The sequence below is a fragment of the Pseudomonas migulae genome (genome assembly GCF_043225285.1).
Classification (GTDB): domain Bacteria; phylum Pseudomonadota; class Gammaproteobacteria; order Pseudomonadales; family Pseudomonadaceae; genus Aquipseudomonas; species Aquipseudomonas migulae_C.
Map to the genome: position 1 here is coordinate 1,526,139 of NZ_CP171224.1, position 16,555 is coordinate 1,542,693.

At 58.9% G+C, this 16,555-nt stretch carries 17 protein-coding genes and 1 pseudogene; 13 read left to right on the top strand and 5 right to left on the bottom strand.

Annotated elements, in window-relative coordinates:
* Window positions 1–104: 104 nt before the first annotated feature.
* From ACF6ZU_RS07035 to rlmF, 5 genes are all read left to right on the top strand, one after another.
* Window positions 105–1,595: a leucyl aminopeptidase gene (locus ACF6ZU_RS07035; RefSeq protein ID WP_392891109.1), complete on the top strand. Its 1,491-nt coding sequence runs from the start codon at window positions 105–107 to the stop codon at window positions 1,593–1,595.
* A gap of 164 nt (window positions 1,596–1,759) precedes the next feature.
* Window positions 1,760–2,188, top strand: a complete 429-nt coding sequence (locus ACF6ZU_RS07040) for a DNA polymerase III subunit chi (RefSeq protein WP_392891110.1) — start codon at window positions 1,760–1,762, stop codon at window positions 2,186–2,188.
* A gap of 8 nt (window positions 2,189–2,196) precedes the next feature.
* Entirely contained in the window at window positions 2,197–2,586 is a 390-nt protein-coding gene (locus ACF6ZU_RS07045; RefSeq protein ID WP_392891111.1) for a DNA polymerase III subunit chi, read from the top strand.
* Window positions 2,587–2,807: 221 nt separating this feature from the next.
* Window positions 2,808–5,654, top strand: a complete 2,847-nt coding sequence (locus tag ACF6ZU_RS07050) for a valine--tRNA ligase (RefSeq protein ID WP_392891112.1) — start codon at window positions 2,808–2,810, stop codon at window positions 5,652–5,654.
* Between the two features lie 232 nt (window positions 5,655–5,886).
* Window positions 5,887–6,912, top strand: coding sequence for a 23S rRNA (adenine(1618)-N(6))-methyltransferase RlmF (gene rlmF / locus ACF6ZU_RS07055; protein ID WP_392891113.1), 1,026 nt, complete (start codon window positions 5,887–5,889; stop codon window positions 6,910–6,912).
* A 197-nt stretch (window positions 6,913–7,109) separates the two neighbouring features.
* Here the strand turns inward: rlmF and ACF6ZU_RS07060 are convergent, their stop codons facing one another.
* Window positions 7,110–7,391, bottom strand: coding sequence for an HU family DNA-binding protein (locus ACF6ZU_RS07060; RefSeq protein WP_007905514.1), 282 nt, complete (start codon window positions 7,389–7,391; stop codon window positions 7,110–7,112).
* 394 nt (window positions 7,392–7,785) lie between these two features.
* Between ACF6ZU_RS07060 and yejK the strand changes: the two genes are divergently transcribed.
* A complete protein-coding gene (yejK, locus tag ACF6ZU_RS07065; protein ID WP_253431611.1) occupies window positions 7,786–8,790 on the top strand; it encodes a nucleoid-associated protein YejK in 1,005 nt (334 codons plus the stop codon).
* A complete protein-coding gene (locus ACF6ZU_RS07070; protein WP_392891114.1) occupies window positions 8,790–9,140 on the top strand; it encodes a glutaredoxin family protein in 351 nt (116 codons plus the stop codon). Before yejK ends, ACF6ZU_RS07070 begins: the two co-directional genes overlap by 1 nt.
* 121 nt (window positions 9,141–9,261) lie before the next feature.
* Here the strand turns inward: ACF6ZU_RS07070 and ACF6ZU_RS07075 are convergent, their stop codons facing one another.
* The 4 genes and pseudogenes from ACF6ZU_RS07075 to ACF6ZU_RS07090 all read right to left on the bottom strand — a co-directional run bounded on the left by ACF6ZU_RS07075 (window position 9,262) and on the right by ACF6ZU_RS07090 (window position 11,943).
* Window positions 9,262–10,197, bottom strand: coding sequence for a glutathione S-transferase family protein (locus ACF6ZU_RS07075; RefSeq protein ID WP_392891115.1), 936 nt, complete (start codon window positions 10,195–10,197; stop codon window positions 9,262–9,264).
* An 89-nt stretch (window positions 10,198–10,286) separates the two neighbouring features.
* Complete coding sequence (locus ACF6ZU_RS07080; RefSeq protein WP_392891116.1) at window positions 10,287–10,598, bottom strand: GIY-YIG nuclease family protein; 312 nt, start codon at window positions 10,596–10,598, stop codon at window positions 10,287–10,289.
* A gap of 39 nt (window positions 10,599–10,637) precedes the next feature.
* Window positions 10,638–11,108 carry a nuclear transport factor 2 family protein gene (locus tag ACF6ZU_RS07085; RefSeq protein ID WP_392891117.1) on the bottom strand — a complete coding sequence of 157 codons (471 nt, stop codon included), beginning with the start codon at window positions 11,106–11,108 and terminating at the stop codon, window positions 10,638–10,640.
* A gap of 203 nt (window positions 11,109–11,311) precedes the next feature.
* Window positions 11,312–11,943 (bottom strand): annotated as a pseudogene (locus ACF6ZU_RS07090) (response regulator).
* 388 nt (window positions 11,944–12,331) lie between these two features.
* Between ACF6ZU_RS07090 and ACF6ZU_RS07095 the strand changes: the two are divergent.
* The 6 genes from ACF6ZU_RS07095 to ACF6ZU_RS07120 all read left to right on the top strand — a co-directional run bounded on the left by ACF6ZU_RS07095 (window position 12,332) and on the right by ACF6ZU_RS07120 (window position 16,522).
* A complete protein-coding gene (locus ACF6ZU_RS07095) occupies window positions 12,332–12,979 on the top strand; it encodes a DUF1120 domain-containing protein (protein WP_392891118.1) in 648 nt (215 codons plus the stop codon).
* A 178-nt stretch (window positions 12,980–13,157) separates the two neighbouring features.
* On the top strand, window positions 13,158–13,793 hold the full coding sequence (locus tag ACF6ZU_RS07100) for a DUF1120 domain-containing protein (protein WP_392891119.1): 636 nt from the start codon (window positions 13,158–13,160) through the stop codon (window positions 13,791–13,793).
* A gap of 240 nt (window positions 13,794–14,033) precedes the next feature.
* A complete protein-coding gene (locus tag ACF6ZU_RS07105; protein WP_392891120.1) occupies window positions 14,034–14,303 on the top strand; it encodes a DUF1120 domain-containing protein in 270 nt (89 codons plus the stop codon).
* Between the two features lie 126 nt (window positions 14,304–14,429).
* On the top strand, window positions 14,430–15,062 hold the full coding sequence (locus tag ACF6ZU_RS07110; protein ID WP_392891121.1) for a DUF1120 domain-containing protein: 633 nt from the start codon (window positions 14,430–14,432) through the stop codon (window positions 15,060–15,062).
* A gap of 38 nt (window positions 15,063–15,100) precedes the next feature.
* Complete coding sequence (locus ACF6ZU_RS07115; RefSeq protein ID WP_392891122.1) at window positions 15,101–15,724, top strand: DUF1120 domain-containing protein; 624 nt, start codon at window positions 15,101–15,103, stop codon at window positions 15,722–15,724.
* Window positions 15,725–15,811: 87 nt separating this feature from the next.
* Window positions 15,812–16,522: a fimbria/pilus chaperone family protein gene (locus tag ACF6ZU_RS07120; RefSeq protein ID WP_392891123.1), complete on the top strand. Its 711-nt coding sequence runs from the start codon at window positions 15,812–15,814 to the stop codon at window positions 16,520–16,522.
* The last annotated feature ends 33 nt before the right edge of the window (window positions 16,523–16,555 follow it).

The following is a 16,555-nucleotide window of genomic DNA, read 5'->3' on the forward strand; positions in this document are numbered from 1 at the left end:
TGCGGCCTTTGTCGCAAGCCGTGCCTTGCGCCTCTCTTTATAAGCAGGCTCGACCGATTGCCGTCGAGCCCTTGCGTGTTGACCATCAATTCAGGGACCCGGACATGGAACTGGTTGTAAAAAGCGTTAACCCAGAAACGTTGAAGACCGCCACCCTGGTCGTCGCCGTCGGCGAAGGCCGCAAGCTCGGTGCCGCCGCCAAACAACTCGACGAACTGAGCGGCGGCGCCATCAGCTCTGTGCTCAAGCGCGGCGACCTGGCCGGCAAGGTCGGTCAGAGCCTGTTGCTGCACAGCCTGCCGAACCTGAAAGCCGAACGCGTGCTGCTCGTGGGCGTCGGCAAGGATGAAGAACTGGGCGACCGTCCGTTCCGCAAAATCATCGCCGGCATCCTCAACACCCTTAAAGGCCTGGGCGGCAGCGATGCCGTGCTGGCGCTGGACGAAGTCGTGGTCAAAGGTCGCGACAGCTACGGCAAGACCCGCCTGCTGGCCGAAACCCTGGTTGACGGCGAATACACCTTCGATGAGTTCAAGAGCCAGAAAGCCGAGCCCCGTGCCCTGAAGAAAGTCACCCTGGTGACCATCAAGGCCGCCCAGGCTGAAGTCGAGCGCGCCGTGGCCCACGCCAGCGCGATCGCTAACGGCATGAAGTTCACCCGTAACCTGGGTAATCTGCCGCCGAACATCTGCCACCCGACGTTCCTCGGCGAGCAAGCCAAGAACCTCGGTAAAGAATTCAAAACCCTGAAAGTCGAAGTCCTTGATGAGAAGAAGATCAAGGAACTGGGCATGGGTTCGTTCTACGCCGTCGGCCAGGGCAGCGCCCAGCCGCCGCGCCTGATCGTCATGCAATACAACGGCGGCAAGAAAGCCGAGAAGCCGTACGCACTGGTGGGCAAGGGCATCACCTTTGACACCGGCGGCATCAGCCTGAAGCCAGGCCTGGGCATGGACGAAATGAAGTACGACATGGGCGGCGCCGCCAGCGTCTTCGGTACCCTGCGCGCCGTGCTCGAACTGAAACTGCCGATCAACCTGGTGTGCATCCTGGCCTGCGCCGAGAACATGCCGAGCGGCAACGCTTCGCGTCCGGGCGACATCGTCACCACCATGAGCGGCCAGACCGTGGAAATCCTCAACACCGACGCCGAAGGCCGTCTGGTGCTGTGCGACGCCCTGACCTACTCCGAGCGCTTCAAGCCGCAAGCCGTGATCGACATCGCGACCCTGACCGGCGCCTGCGTCGTTGCACTGGGCGCTCACACTTCCGGTCTGCTGGGCAACAACGATGAACTGATCGGCCAACTGCTGAGCGCCGGCAAGGCTGCCGACGACCGCGCCTGGCAACTGCCGCTGTTCGATGAGTATCAAGAGCAGCTGGACAGCCCGTTCGCCGACATCGCCAACATCGGCGGCCCGAAAGCCGGCACCATCACTGCTGCCTGCTTCCTGTCGCGCTTCACCAAGAACCTGAACTGGGCGCACCTGGACATCGCCGGCACTGCCTGGACCAGCGGCGGCAAGGACAAGGGCGCCACTGGCCGTCCGGTTCCTTTGCTGACCCAATACCTGCTGGACCGCGCCAAAGCCTGAGCATCGGCCCACTGACCACTGTAGGAGCAGCCGGTCGACGCTCGATTGCTCGCGAAAAACTCAAGATCGCCGCGATTAACCTGGTTTCTCGCGTCATCGTTGACGACCTTCGCGAGCACGCTCGCTCCTACAGATTCTGCGGAAGTTGATTCCAGGAACCTGCAATGACCAAAGTCGACTTCTATATCCTGCCCAGCGCCGATCCTTCGGCGCGGCTGGATTTCGCCTGCAAGCTCACCGAAAAAGCCTGGCGCATGGGCCATCGCATCTACCTGCATTGCAGCGATGCGGCCCAGCGCGACGATCTCGATGCGCGCCTGTGGGCATTCAAGGGCGAAAGCTTCGTGCCTCACGGCCCCGCCGAAAACGAGCCGGACAGCCTGATTGTGCTGGGTCTTGGCAATGACTGCGGTCAACACCAGGACCTGCTGGTCAATCTCGACCTGAAAGTCCCGACCTTTGCCAACAAGTTCGCCCGCGTGGCGGAAGTGGTGGTGGAAGATCCGGCGATTCGCGCGGCGGCGCGGGACAGTTTCCGTTTCTACCGCGAACAGGGCTATCCTCTGCAAGATCACCGTTTACAGCGACTCTGAGCCTTCCGATGGACACTCCAAAACCGCTGCAAAAGCCCGCGCACCTGCTGGACGATCTTGAATCGATCCGCCAATTGCTCGGCGATGACAACCTGCAACCACCGCTGCTGACCGACACGGTCCTTGACGGTGACCAGGAACAGATTCCGATGCTGTTCGACACGGTCAGCGCGAGCCAGCCAACCGTCGAACCGACACCGCCCGCCCCTGCCGCCCGACCGGCAGCGGCCACCAGCAAGAGTCCCGACGACCTGCTGCACCTGGACAGCGAACTGCGCGCCGCTGCGCAATTGATCATGCAAGACGTGATCGACGACTTCGCCCCGCACATCGAAACCGAAATCAAACGCCGCCTCAGTGCGCGCCTTGAGCGGTTGTTGAGCCAGTACAACGACTGAACCCAACGGAGATCCCCCTGTGGGAGCGAGCCTGCTCGCGAAGCGGTGTGTCAGTCAATTCAATAGTGACTGACACACCGCTTCGCGAGCAGGCTCGCTCCCACAGGGGATTTGCGGTGTTTTTGGTACTGCGCCCGGTCTGCGCCTGCTCGCCCTATCCATGATGCCCCGCTATACTCGTCGGCTTTTCCTGAATTAATGCCAATAGGGTCCCGCCGCGCATGGATAAGACCTACCAGCCGCACGCCATTGAAACTTCCTGGTACAACACCTGGGAGTCTGAGAATTACTTCGCCCCGCAAGGCGCGGGCGAGTCCTACACCATCATGATCCCGCCGCCGAACGTCACCGGCAGCCTGCACATGGGTCACGGTTTCAACAACGCGATCATGGACGCCCTGATCCGTTTCCGCCGCATGCAGGGTCGCAACACCCTGTGGCAGCCGGGCACCGACCACGCCGGTATCGCCACGCAAATGCTGGTGGAACGCCAACTCGAAGCCCAGGGCCAGAATCGCCACGACCTGGGTCGTGAGAAATTCCTCGAGAAAGTCTGGGAGTGGAAGGATCAGTCCGGCGGCAACATCAGCCGTCAGATCCGCCGCCTCGGCTCGTCCGTGGACTGGGGCCGCGAGCGCTTCACCATGGACGACGGCCTGTCGGAAGCGGTCAAGGAAGCCTTCGTGCGCCTGCACGAAGACGGCCTGATCTACCGCGGCAAGCGTCTGGTCAACTGGGACACCAAGCTGCACACAGCGATTTCCGACCTCGAAGTGGAAAACCACGACGAGAAAGGTTTCCTGTGGAACCTGAAGTACCCGCTGGCCGACGGTGTCAAAACCGCTGAAGGCAACGACTACCTGATCGTCGCGACCACTCGCCCGGAAACCATGCTCGGCGACTCCGCCGTAGCCGTGAACCCGAACGACGAACGCTACAAAGCCCTGATCGGCAAATTTGTCGAGCTGCCGCTGGTCGGCCGCCGCATCCCGATCATCGCCGACGATTACTGCGACCCTGAATTCGGCACCGGCTGCGTGAAAATCACCCCGGCCCACGATTTCAACGACTACGAAGTCGGCAAGCGCCACAACCTGCCGCTGCTGAACATCTTCGACAAGAACGCCGCCGTGCTGCCGGCCTGTCAGGTGTTCAACCTCGACGGCACGCTCAACGAAAGCATCGACGGCAAGATCCCGGCTGAATACGCCGGCCTCGATCGCTTCGAAGCGCGTAAACAGATCGTCGCCGCGTTCGACGCCGCCGGCCTGTTGGTCAGCGTCAACGATCACGCGCTGAAAGTGCCGAAAGGCGACCGCTCCGGCACCATCATCGAGCCGTGGCTGACCGACCAGTGGTACGTGTCGACCAAGCCGCTGGCCGAGCCTGCGATTGCCGCCGTTGAAGACGGTCGCATCCAGTTCGTGCCGAAACAGTACGAAAACATGTACTTCTCGTGGATGCGCGACATCCAGGACTGGTGCATCAGCCGTCAGCTGTGGTGGGGCCACCGGATTCCGGCCTGGTACGACGAGTCGGGCAAAGTCTACGTCGGTCGCGACGAAGCCGAAGTGCGTGCCAAGCACAACATCGGTCCGGACGTTGCGCTGCAACAGGACAACGACGTTCTCGACACTTGGTTCAGTTCGGGCCTGTGGACCTTCTCGACGCTCGGCTGGCCTGAGCAGACCGAATTCCTGAAGAAATTCCACTCCACCGACGTGCTGGTGACTGGCTTCGACATCATTTTCTTCTGGGTCGCCCGGATGATCATGCTCACCATGCACCTGGTGAAAAACGAAGACGGCACACCGCAGGTTCCGTTCAAGACCGTCTACGTTCACGGTCTGGTCCGCGATGGCCAGGGCCAGAAGATGTCCAAGTCCAAGGGCAACGTCCTGGACCCGCTGGACATCATCGACGGAATCGAGCTGGAAGACCTGGTGCAGAAACGCACCTCCGGCATGATGCAGCCGAAACTGGCGAAGAAGATCGAGAAGCAGACCCGCGACGAGTTCGCCGACGGTATCGCCAGCTATGGCACCGACGCCCTGCGCTTCACCTTCTGCTCGCTGGCGTCCACCGGTCGCGACATCAAGTTCGACATGGGCCGCGTCGAAGGCTATCGCAACTTCTGCAACAAGATCTGGAACGCGGCGCGCTACGTGCTGGACAAGGGCGAAGACTGCGGCCAGAACGGCGAAGCCTACGAGCTGTCCCTGGCGGATCGCTGGATCATCTCGCAGCTGCAACGCACCGAAGCCGAAGTGACCCGTCAACTCGACCAGTTCCGCTTCGACCTCGCGGCGCAAGCCTTGTACGAGTTCATCTGGAACCAGTATTGCGACTGGTACCTGGAACTGTCCAAGCCGGTGCTATGGGACGAAAACGCACCGGTCGAGCGCCAGCGCGGCACCCGTCGCACGCTGGTTCGCGTACTGGAAGTCGCCTTGCGTCTGGCGCATCCGTTCATGCCGTTCATTACCGAAGAAATCTGGCAGCGCATCGCGCCGCTGGCCGGTATCGAAGGCAAGACGATCATGCTGCAGCCTTGGCCAGTGGCCAATGAAGAGCGCATCGATCCGGCCGCCGAGAACGACATCGAGTGGCTCAAGGAACTGATGCTCGGCACGCGCAACATCCGTGGCGAAATGAACATCGGCCCGGGCAAGCCGCTGAACATTTTCCTGAAGAACGTCAGCGCCGAAGACCAGCGTCGTCTCAGCGAGAACGAAGCGCTGCTGAAGAAGCTGGCACGCCTCGAATCGATCACCGTGTTGGCTGCCGGCGAAGAAGCACCGCTGTCCGCTACCGCGCTGGTGGGTGAGATGGAAGTGCTGGTACCGATGGCCGGCCTGATCGACAAGGACGCCGAACTGGCGCGCCTGGACAAGGAAATCCTGCGTCTGCAGGGCGAAGTCCAGCGCGTGGGCGGCAAGCTGTCCAACGCCGGTTTCGTTGACAAGGCCCCGGCTGAAGTCATCGACAAGGAACGTGCCAAACTGGCCGAAGCCGAACAGGCTTTGGGCAAGCTGGCCGAGCAGCATGCGCGGATTGCCAGCCTGTAACGGCACATCGCAATGAAAAAGGGAGGCCCGAGTGGCCTCCCTTTTTCATTTCAAATCCTCACAAACCCCTTGTAGGAGCGAGCCTGCTCGCGATGGCGGTATGTCAGTCGCCATCATTGTTGCCTGAACCACCGCCATCGCGAGCAGGCTCACTCCTACAATTGATCGGTGTTGCCTCATAGATGTGGGACAATACCCGCCACTTTCAGCCATACCCGAATCGACAACGCCCATGACTGCCCCCCGCACACCCCGCCCTGCGCGCAAGAAGCCTGACTCCGCCACCCCGGCCAAAGCCGTGGAACCGCGTGAAAAGGCCAGCCTGCACCCGCGCAATCGCCATCAGGGTCGTTACGACTTCCCGGCGCTGATCAAAACCACGCCGGAACTGGCGAAGTTTGTGATCATCAACCCGTACGGCAAGGAAAGCATCGACTTCGCCAGTCCGGACGCGGTGCGGGTGTTCAACCGGGCGCTGCTGAAGGCGTTCTATGGCATCGCCCATTGGGACATCCCGGCGGATTACCTCTGCCCGCCAGTGCCGGGGCGTGCCGATTACGTGCACTTCCTGGCTGACTTGCTGGCCAGCGTCAACGACGGCGAAATCCCGCGGGGTGCGCCGGTCAAGGTGCTCGACATCGGCATGGGCGCCAACTGCGTCTATCCGCTGATCGGCTACAGCGACTACCGCTGGCACTTCCTCGGTTCGGAAATCGACCCGACGGCCGTCGCCGCCGCCAAGGCCATCGTGCAGTCGAACGGCCTGAACAAAGCCATCCAGTTGCGCCAGCAGACCAATCCGAAGCATATCCTGCTCGGTTTGCTCGAACCGGGCGAACGCTTTGACCTGACCATGTGCAACCCGCCGTTCCACGCCTCGATGGACGAAGCGACCAAAGGCAGCGAGCGCAAATGGCGCGCACTGGGCCGCGCCGACCCGAAACGCAAACTGCCGGTGCTGAACTTTGGCGGTCAGTCGGCGGAATTGTGGTGTGAAGGCGGCGAAGCCCGTTTTGTGACGCAGTTGATTGCCGAGAGCGCGCACTTTCAGCACAAAGTGCTGTGGTTCAGCACCCTGGTGTCCAAAGCCTCCAATCTGCCGGCGATCCAGACCGCACTGAAAAAGGCCGGCGTGCTGGAAAGCCAGGTCGTGGAAATGTCTCAGGGCCAGAAGCAGAGCCGCTTCGTCGCCTGGACCTTCCAGACCAAATCCGAGCAGCAGGTTTGGCGGCGCGAGCGTTGGGCCCGCAACAGCTGATTCACTGACCAACACAGATTTACTGTAGGAGCGAGCCTGCTCGCGAAGGGGCCGTGCCAGGCGACATCAATGCCGGATGTCAGACCGCAATCGCGAGCAGGCTCACTCCTACAGTTATTCTGCGGTGCTCATGCCTAATCACAGGCACAAAAAAGCCGTGCCCGGATCACTCCGGAGCACGGCTTTTTTACTGCGTCTTACTTGTTAACAGCGTCGGTCAGGCCTTTGGCCACAACCAGCTTGATAACTTTCTTGGCAGCGATTTCGATGGCAGCGCCAGTCGAAGGGTTGCGGCCGGTACGGGCAGGACGCTCAGTCACTTTCAGCTTGCCGATACCTGGCAGAGTGATTTCGCCGCCGTTTTCCAGCTGATCGGCAACGATTTGGCCCAGTTGGTCCAGAGCGTTACGCGCGGTGGTTTTTGGCGCGTCGATAGCTTCAGCGATGTCGGCGATCAGTTGGTCTTTAGTAAGAGCCATGTAGTGTTCCTTCCCTATCAAATTCATATGGATTGCAGAGTGCAGTGTCAGCCATCGAGCCCGATCTTCTGGATCTGGCACCCTCGGCCAATAACCACGGGATCGGGGTTATAGATACCGAAATCAGGGTTTGGTTCGACCTGACAAATGCTGAATGCACGCTTATCGCGGTGACTTCGCGTAAGACCGGGCAAAACTAGCACAGAGACGGGGAAATATCCGCCTCTAGCTACCCATTTGGTCAGCTTTATTGCTCTAAAACAGGAAAAAACCGCATAAGGGCCGTCGGTCGGCTACGAATTGCCCTTCGCACCGCGCCAAAACCAGTGGTTGCGGTACACTTGGCACTTTTTCGGGGGAGCACGCCCTCCTCTCTCAATCAGCCGAGAAGCCCATGCCGATCCGTCATTGCATCGTCCACCTGATCGACAAAAAACCCGACGGCACACCTGCAGTTCTTCACGCCCGCGACTCGGAACTGGCCGAGTCGAGCGCCATCGAGAACATGCTGGCCGACCTCAACGAAAGCTACAACGCCAAACAAGGCAAGGCCTGGGGTTTCTTCCATGCCGAGTCCGGCGCGCATCCGTTCAGCGGCTGGCTGAAGGAGTACCTCGAGGGTGGCAAGGATTTCACGGCGTTCAGCCGCGTGGCGGTGGAACATCTGCAGAAGCTGATGGAAGAGTCGAACCTCTCGGTGGGCGGCCACGTGCTGTTCGCGCATTACCAACAGGGCATGACCGATTACCTGGCGATCGCGCTGCTGCACCACAGTGAAGGCGTTGCCGTGACCGATCAGCTGGACGTGACTCCGTCCCGTCACCTCGACCTCGGCCAGTTGCACCTCGCAGCGCGGATCAACGTTTCCGAGTGGCAGAACAACAAACAGTCCAAGCAGTACATTTCGTTCATCAAAGGCAAGAACGGCAAAAAGGTTTCGGAGTATTTCCGCGACTTCATCGGCTGCCAGGAAGGAGTCGACGGCCCCGGCGAAACCCGCACGCTGCTGAAGGCGTTCAGTGACTTCGTCGAAAGCGAAGACCTGCCGGAAGAGTCCGCCCGCGAGAAAACCAAGACCCTGGTGGATTACGCCAGCAGCCAGGCAAAAATGGGCGAGCCCATGGGCCTGGAAGAACTCTCGGAGCTGATCGACGAAGAGCGCCCGAAAGCTTTCTACGATCACATCCGCAACAAGGACTACGGCCTGTCGCCGGAGATTCCTGCGGACAAACGCACCCTGAACCAGTTCCGCCGTTTCACCGGCCGCGCCGAGGGGCTGTCGATCAGCTTTGAAGCGCACCTGCTGGGCTCGAAGATCGAATACGACGAAGAAGCCGGCACCTTGATCATCAAGGGCCTGCCGACTCAGCTGACTGATCAGCTCAAGCGACGCAACTGATGCTGGGCAGCGTGCTGAAAAAATTCCTGCTGATCCTGCTGGTGGTCGTGGTCTATCAGAACTGGGGAAAGATCGAGCGGGTGTTCAACCCCTCGCAGGTGGTGTCGGAGCAGACCCAGGCCAAGGCCAACGTCGTGCTCTACGCCACTGAGTGGTGCGGCTACTGCAAGCTGACCCGACGGTTTCTCGATCAGAAAGGGATTCCGTACAAGGAATTCGACATTGAGAAAGATGCCGAGGCGCGCAAGGCCTACGAGGCGCTGGGCGGCGGCGGGATTCCGATCATCGATGTGAACGGCACGCTAATTCGCGGGTACGACCCGGATGCGATTCTCGCGGCCTTGAAATAACCCGATCCCCTGTAGGAGCCGGCTTGCCGGCGATAGCGGTGGGACAGTCGACAACGTGTTGTCAGACACTCCGCTATCGCCAGCAAGCTGGCTCCTACAGGTCCGCGTATGTGGTGAGTGGTTACTGTTTTTCGATCCGAAACCCGAACCGCGGAAAGTGCACATGCACCACGCCGCCACGCTCATCCTCACGACGCACGATCAATTCTTCAAGCCCCGTAAACAACAACTCCCCAGCCACCGGATCAACCCCGTAATCCGTCGCGGCGATGACCACCTGCTGCCCCACCTCAAACCCATTCGGTTCATCAAACTGCTCATCCGGCAATGCGGCCGGCGCTGAAGTACGCGCCACTTCAAGTGCTTCCTCGGACGTCATTTCGCTGGACGCACCATGTCCAAAACCCAGGACTCGCGCATGCCACGCAGCAACCGCCGGGTAAGCATCGACCAGCGGTGCCGTCACCGGCGTCGCCTTGAGAAACCACAGGGAATGAGCGAGGGCAAAATCGGCAATCGACGGTTCGCCAAACAGGAAGTCGCCCTGCTCGCGCTCAAGCTGTTGCTCCAGACGCGACATGATCGTCGGCCATTGATGCCGCGCCTGCTCGGACGACAGCTTCGTGGCACTGCCGCCACTGAACAATTTGGCGCGATCAGCCAGAAAGGCCTTGATCGCCTCGGGCGGCAAATGGCCGAAACGCACTGCCACCGACTCCGGTTGAAACACCAGGCTTACGGCATGCTGGAACACCACCGAATCCGCCCACGCGGCGAACGTTGCAGCGATCATTTCCTGGCCTTCCGGGAAGAACGCCGGCAAGGCTTTTTCCTGCTCCAGACGACGGGCGATCAACGAAGTGTCGCAATAGATATCCGCGCCGATCTGCAGCACCGGCGTCCTGCGGTAGCCGCCGGTCAACGCGGTCAGATCAGGTTTCGGCATCACCGGCGAGATTTTCACCGAGCGCCAGGACAGCCCCTTGAAGCCCAGCAGCAGGCGAGCCTTCTCGGCGAAAGGGGACGTCGGGTAATGATGGAGAATCAACTCGGACATGCTCGGCTCCGCCGCACGGAAGTAGGAATCCGCAGCTTAACGCGCAATGCCTGGGCGGCCTACAGGTCTGCCTGATGGGGGCTTATCAGTCAGGTTGATAAGCCCGTCGCAGCACTTGCGACCAGGCATTCCTTGGCGCTCTTCCGGAGTTTTTTGATCAGGCGTTCCTGGCGCAATGCTTCGCTTTTGTCGCGACAGGCTTCGGTGTAGACCAGCGCCATGGCCGGGCTGGAGAGGAAGAAACGTGCGCCTTTGCCGCTTTGGTGTTTGGCGAAACGGCGCACAGGGTCATCGCTGATCCCGCAGTAGAGCGAACCGTTGGCCGCACGAACGAGGTAGACGAACCAGGGTTTGCTCACCGGAGTTTCGGTGCCGACGGGATTTTCGCTGGGGCTGGTCACGTGACGATCAAGGCTTGTAGGAAACAAGCCGCGATCTTATCAGCGCCCGCCTTGAAATGCCTTCAGCCCCTTCAACGCCTGAGCGCGAACGGCGTTTCTCACCAACGGCGTCCAGCCCAGCAGCAGCCCCTTGAAACCCAGCGCCTGGCGCGACCAGGTCCACAGATCGAAGCTGTCGTGATGCTCGCAGATCTTGCCGTCGCGAAAAACGAAGCGCGCCTGGATGTCATTGACCACCGTGTTGCCGGTCTGGCTGAACAGGTACGTCGCCACCCAATGCGCGCCGCCGGTGCGTTCATCGCTGCGCACGTTATCGAATGTCAGGGAGAAGTCCTTGGCGCGGGTGGTGAGCATGCGCCACATGTCACCGGCATCACGACCGCGCAGCTCGCCGAACGCCGGATCGCTGAACACCACGTCGTCGGTGTAACAGGCGGCCATCGCTTCGACATCGAGGCGCTGGAAAGCCTCGTAGAAGCGGGTGATCAGTGCGTTGTGGGCGTCACTCATGGGCAGGCTCCGGGAATATCATCAATAGGCCAGCACGATAAGCTGCGAAGACGGGAAAAACCATGGTCATTCACCATGAAAATAGTGGGACTTGTGTTTTCCACAGGATTAAACGAGTTGAAGCTGCAACTTAGGGCAGAGCTGTTTCAACCTGGACTTGATAGTTGATGGAAAGCTCAGCCGTTAAACAACTGAATTGCACACTAATGAACCATCCCGCTTTCACGGGCATAGGAAAAAAGATCGACGTCCGTAGAAAGGCCCAGCCGATGCATCGCCATTTTCTTTGTTTGCTGATGGTCGAAACACTGCGCTTGAAGTGACCGGCAATTTCACTGACGGTCATGCCGCTGGCAAGCATTCTTACAACCTCGTGTTCTTTTGCTGAGAGAGAAGAGGAACTTGACTGGGCCCTTGCGTCGGCTTGAAGCAAAGATGCACGCAACGACTCACTGACAAATCGCCGCCCTTCATTCACCGACTTGATCGCCATCGGCAATTCCATCGCCGACGCGCCTTTGTCGAGGATCGCCATCACACCTTCTTCGAAAGCCATTCTCAGCGCCGTGATGTTGGCAAACATCGTCACCAGAATGATCTTCATCGACGGGTAGCAACGGCGCACCCGGCTGAGCATTTTCAGACCGTCGGCCTGCAAGTCGCCCGGCATGGAAAAGTCCGTTATCAATAGGTCACAGGGCGTGGTGCACAGCAGTCTCAACAGACTGTCCGGGCCATCGGCTTCACCCACGATCACACACGCCTGATTCAGGTCTACAAGCATCCGCAGTCCAATACGGACTACAGGATGATCGTCAGCGATTATTACGCGCATTGTCGGATTTATCTTGTCTGGTGGCTGGAGTAGGCGAAAAATAGCGCCGTCCGGTGCCGGCCACAACGTGCAGTTTCGGGTGTAAAAATGCCGGACTCAATGTATTCAGGGCGCTGTAATTTATCCTATGAAATAACAAGAACCGCCCTACATTTCGAAACTACAAGTACCACACCGATAGACTACCGAAATCATTACCAGAACAAGTTTTCCACTGGTTTTTGTTGTTGCGCTCATCAAACCATGCGATTTCGTATTAGTTGCATTTGCGCTGAACAGGGTCTTCGATAAAGTCACTGCCGCTCTGTCCGACTCGTAAAAAAGCACACCACAAAACCAGGTGCTGCCGGGTTTGGCGCAGCCCAACGACTTAGCAAAGGAACAATCAATGAAGATCAACGCTCGCCTCTCAGCCATGGCGGCTGTCTGGCTGATTATCGGCGCTCCATCGGCGCTGGCCGCCAGCGATACGGAACTGACAGTCACCGGGTTCATTACCCCGGGCGCCTGCGAACCCAACCTGAGCGCTAACGGCATCGTCGATTACGGCGATGTCCCGCTGACACAGCTCGACCCCGGCAAACCGACCTGGCTTCCCCCTGTCACGCTACAGATGACGATAACCTGTGAAGAGAAAACCAAATACGCCCTGATGCCTCGCGACAATCGACCTGAGGGTCAACCGTACAGTGCGTACAATGGCTTCGGGCTCACGATGTTTGCCCCCGACATTCCCATCGGAGCCTACTTTCTGTCTGTACCGACCCCGCCTCTGGCGGACGGCGTTCCAATTGGGCGTTTGTATTCGGTAAACAACGGCGACAGCTGGCTACCAGTCGAACCATTTGAACTTTTGAAGCCCGACACGCTGTCCGCATTCGGTACTTACACGGGCAGTGACACTGCGCCGACTCCCATTAAAGAGCTGATCCTGCCCCTCGAACTGAGCACGCTGATCTATCAGACCCGCGATTTGCCAGTCACCGAAAAAACCCCCATCGACGGCTCCGCAACCTTCGAATTGATCTACTTGTAAAACCGCCAAGCCGGCGGAGTAGATATCGCTCCGCGGTATGTTGTCAGTCATCGACACCCTTCATATATCGCGCCATTCACTTTCGTATTAGTTGCATTTCCCCTCGCTCCTTCGAGCGTTAGATTGCGCCCTGCCTATACCGGGCAAACAACACTTTCTCATCAAGGAAGACCATCACATGAACAAACGTTTATCCCTGCTGACTGCCGCACTGTTGCTCACCGGTGCATCGTCAGTCTTCGCGGCATCCAGTACTGAACTGACTGTTACAGGCTTCATCACGCCAGCGGCCTGTACGCCTGCGTTGACCAACGGCGGTAATGTTCACTACGGGAAAATTTCAGCGAAGGATCTGAATCTGGATCAGCCTACCAACCTTGATCCTGAAACCATCCAACTGTCAGTGAACTGCAGCGCATCGACAGAGTTTGCAATTCATACCATCGACAACCGACCGAACACCGCTAGCGGTGGCGGTAGCGGTGCCTTCGGCCTGGGCCTAATCAACGGAAATCAGAAGTTAGGCACTTACTACCTGGATTTTGTTAATCCGGTCGCCAGTGTCCCAGTGACAACAATCATGTCACCGGACGAGGGAGACTCGTGGGTAGAGTACACAGAAGGCTACCTCAAGCCTCGAAACTGGTGGCTTGCGTTCGGTACCCAGAACAGTGGTGATTGGTCGCCGGAGCCCCTTCAAGACGTCGCGGTAGAGGTCAAAATTCATACTCTCATTGCACGCGCGGACAGCCTGACCCTGACCGACGAAGTTGAGCTGGATGGCTCCGCCACGCTCGAAATCCAGTACCTGTAATCCGACCCCGAAAAGGGCATCGCCGGATACAGGCGTTGCCCTCTCATATTAAAAATTTGCCGAACGACAAGTGCTGCCAATGCGCTGCCCACGGACAATTTTCAGCCCGCAGCACTTTTCATCAGACCGTCCGGTCATTTTCGTATTAGTTGCATTTCACCCCGTGAGCTCGACCGTTAGATTGCGCCCTGTCCGAACCGGCCAACCCCCAACAATCTTTCATCAAGGAAGAGCCAACACATGAACACGCGTTTATCCCTGCTGACTGCCGCGCTGTTGCTGACCGGCGCGTCGTACGTTTTGGCGGCGTCCAGTACTGAACTGACCGTTACTGGCCTTATTACTCCAGTCGCGTGCACGCCGAGCCTGCCCAGCGATGGCCTCGTTGATCTCGGCAAAATTTCCGCCAAAGATCTTTTTCAAGACAAGGAAACGCCTCTACCCGACAGCAGACTGCAATTGAGCGTGAAGTGCGATGCTCCCGCTGTCTTCCGCATTGCGCGGCATTGATAACCAGGCAGCGTCTGCCACGGATGCATCCATGTATGGCTTGGCCGAAGTTGGCGGAACTCAAAAACTCGGGAATTACAACGCCGGATACCCAGCGTTGTCCCATTGCTAAAAGGACGACCCATCATGGAACGATGCTCCCGTACTCTTTTGACCACCCTTTTAATCACTTCCGCACCCGCGGCCATCGCCGCCAGCAACACCGAATTGAGTGTTACCGGAACCATCACACCCAGCGCCTGTGACCCCGTCTTGTCGAACGGAGGTGTCGTTGGACATGGCAAAGTGACGGTCCGGGATCTCAATCAGAATCCGACGCAACCCACCCGACTGCAAACCGGAGAAATGCAGCTTGAGGTTCACTGTGAAGGCACTACGTATTTCACCCTGACCACGCTCGATAATCGCGAAGGTTCCTCGGCGATCAATCCGGCCTTCCACGGCCTGGGGCTGGTCAACGACACCGAAAAACTGGGCAGCGTGTCGTTCCGGTTGTTCGACCCGCTGGCAGACAGCAAGCCGGTGCAGACCATCCTGTCTCGCGACGGTGGTGGCACCTGGATGGTTTCTTCCTATTTGGGTCATGCCGGCATGACGGCCTTTGCTACACAGGGCGGCCCTCCGCATTTCCCCGTTGCCATGCGCAATCTCAGCGCCCGCCTGCGTGCCTTCACCTTCATTGCACCCACCAACGACCTGACCGTGCTTGACGAGCTGCCCATCGACGGGCACGTCACGTTGCAGCTCGAGTATTGGTGAGTGCGCTTTTTTCCAGATCTCTATTCAGGATTTACACCATGAACAAGCCACTCAACACCCTGGTCGGCGCGATATTACTCGCCACCAGTGCAAGCGTTTTTGCTGCGTCCAGCACCGAACTGACTGTTACCGGGTTCATTACTCCGAGTGCTTGTGATCCTGCTCTGTCGAATGGCGGGAACGTGCACTACGGCAAAATTCCGGTCAAGGATCTGAACGCTGATTCGGATCGCTACACCGAACTGGAGGAAAAATCCCTGCAGTTAACCGTCATGTGTCATGCACCGACTCTGATGGCGCTGGAAGCAAAGGACAACCGCGAAGGCTCGGAATTTTCGCCGGGCTCTTTTGGCCTGGGGCTGATTAACGGCAGCGAAAAATTAGGTGCCCTGCAAATGCGTGTGCCGTCACCGTCCGCCGACGGCGTTCCTTCCAGAACCATAACCTCGCCGAGGAATGGCTCGAAATGGACCGCCGTCTATTTCCTGACAGGCACCAACATGATGTCTGTAGCCAAACCCGGCACTTTTTTGCCGATACCCATTGAGTTGTACAACGCTGAGTTACTGGTTCAGGCATTTATCGCCCCAACCAGCGGGCTGGACTTGAGCAACGAAGTCCCCATCGACGGCTCGGTAACCCTGACCGTGCGTTACCTGTAAGGCACCGCCAATCCGAGGAACGGCAGAAATTCCGACAACAACCGGAACGGCTGCCGCCCTCACCTGCACTCTCAAAAGGATTCACCCATGAACTTCCCCAACCGCGCCCGAAGCCTGAGCCTCTGCCTCGGCACCCTGGCCCTCCTGCTCTGCGGTCGTGTCCTCGCCGACGGCATGGTCCCCGACACCTCCGTGGTCATCATCAACGAAGCCGACGGCGAAGCCTCGGTTTCCGTGACCAACACCGATGCCAAGACGGCCTTGATGCACGTCACCATCGAAGACATTGCCGAAGACAAGGAGTCCCTGGTGTTCGTGACCCCGCCGCTGGCCCGCGTCGACGCCACGAAAACCCAGCTTGTGCGCTTCATCCTGCAAACAGACAAACCCTTGCTGACCCAGCGCCTGAAGCGGGTGATTTTCGAAGGCATTCCTGAAGGCAAATCCGAGGTCGAACCCGGGCATGCGCGGGTCGGCGTGACGGTCCGCCAGAACCTGCCAGTGATTCTGCACCCCAAGGGCCTGGCGCCGAACCGCACGCCGTGGACCGACCTGCAATGGTCGCTCAAGGACGGTCAACTGACCGTGCGCAACGACACGCCTTACGTGGTCCGTCTCGGCCAGGAACTGCATCTGTTGCCTGCGGCGATCAACGCGATGTTACCGAAAACCTACGTGCTGCCCGGTGAACAGATCAGTGTCAAGGTGCCTGAAGGAGCGGCGACCCAAGTGCGTTTCCAACCGGCCACGGTCTACGGCTTTGCGGTGCCGCACTACGAGGCGCCGATCAAATCCTGAAATCAACCCTGAAAGCGCCATAAAGGAATAGTG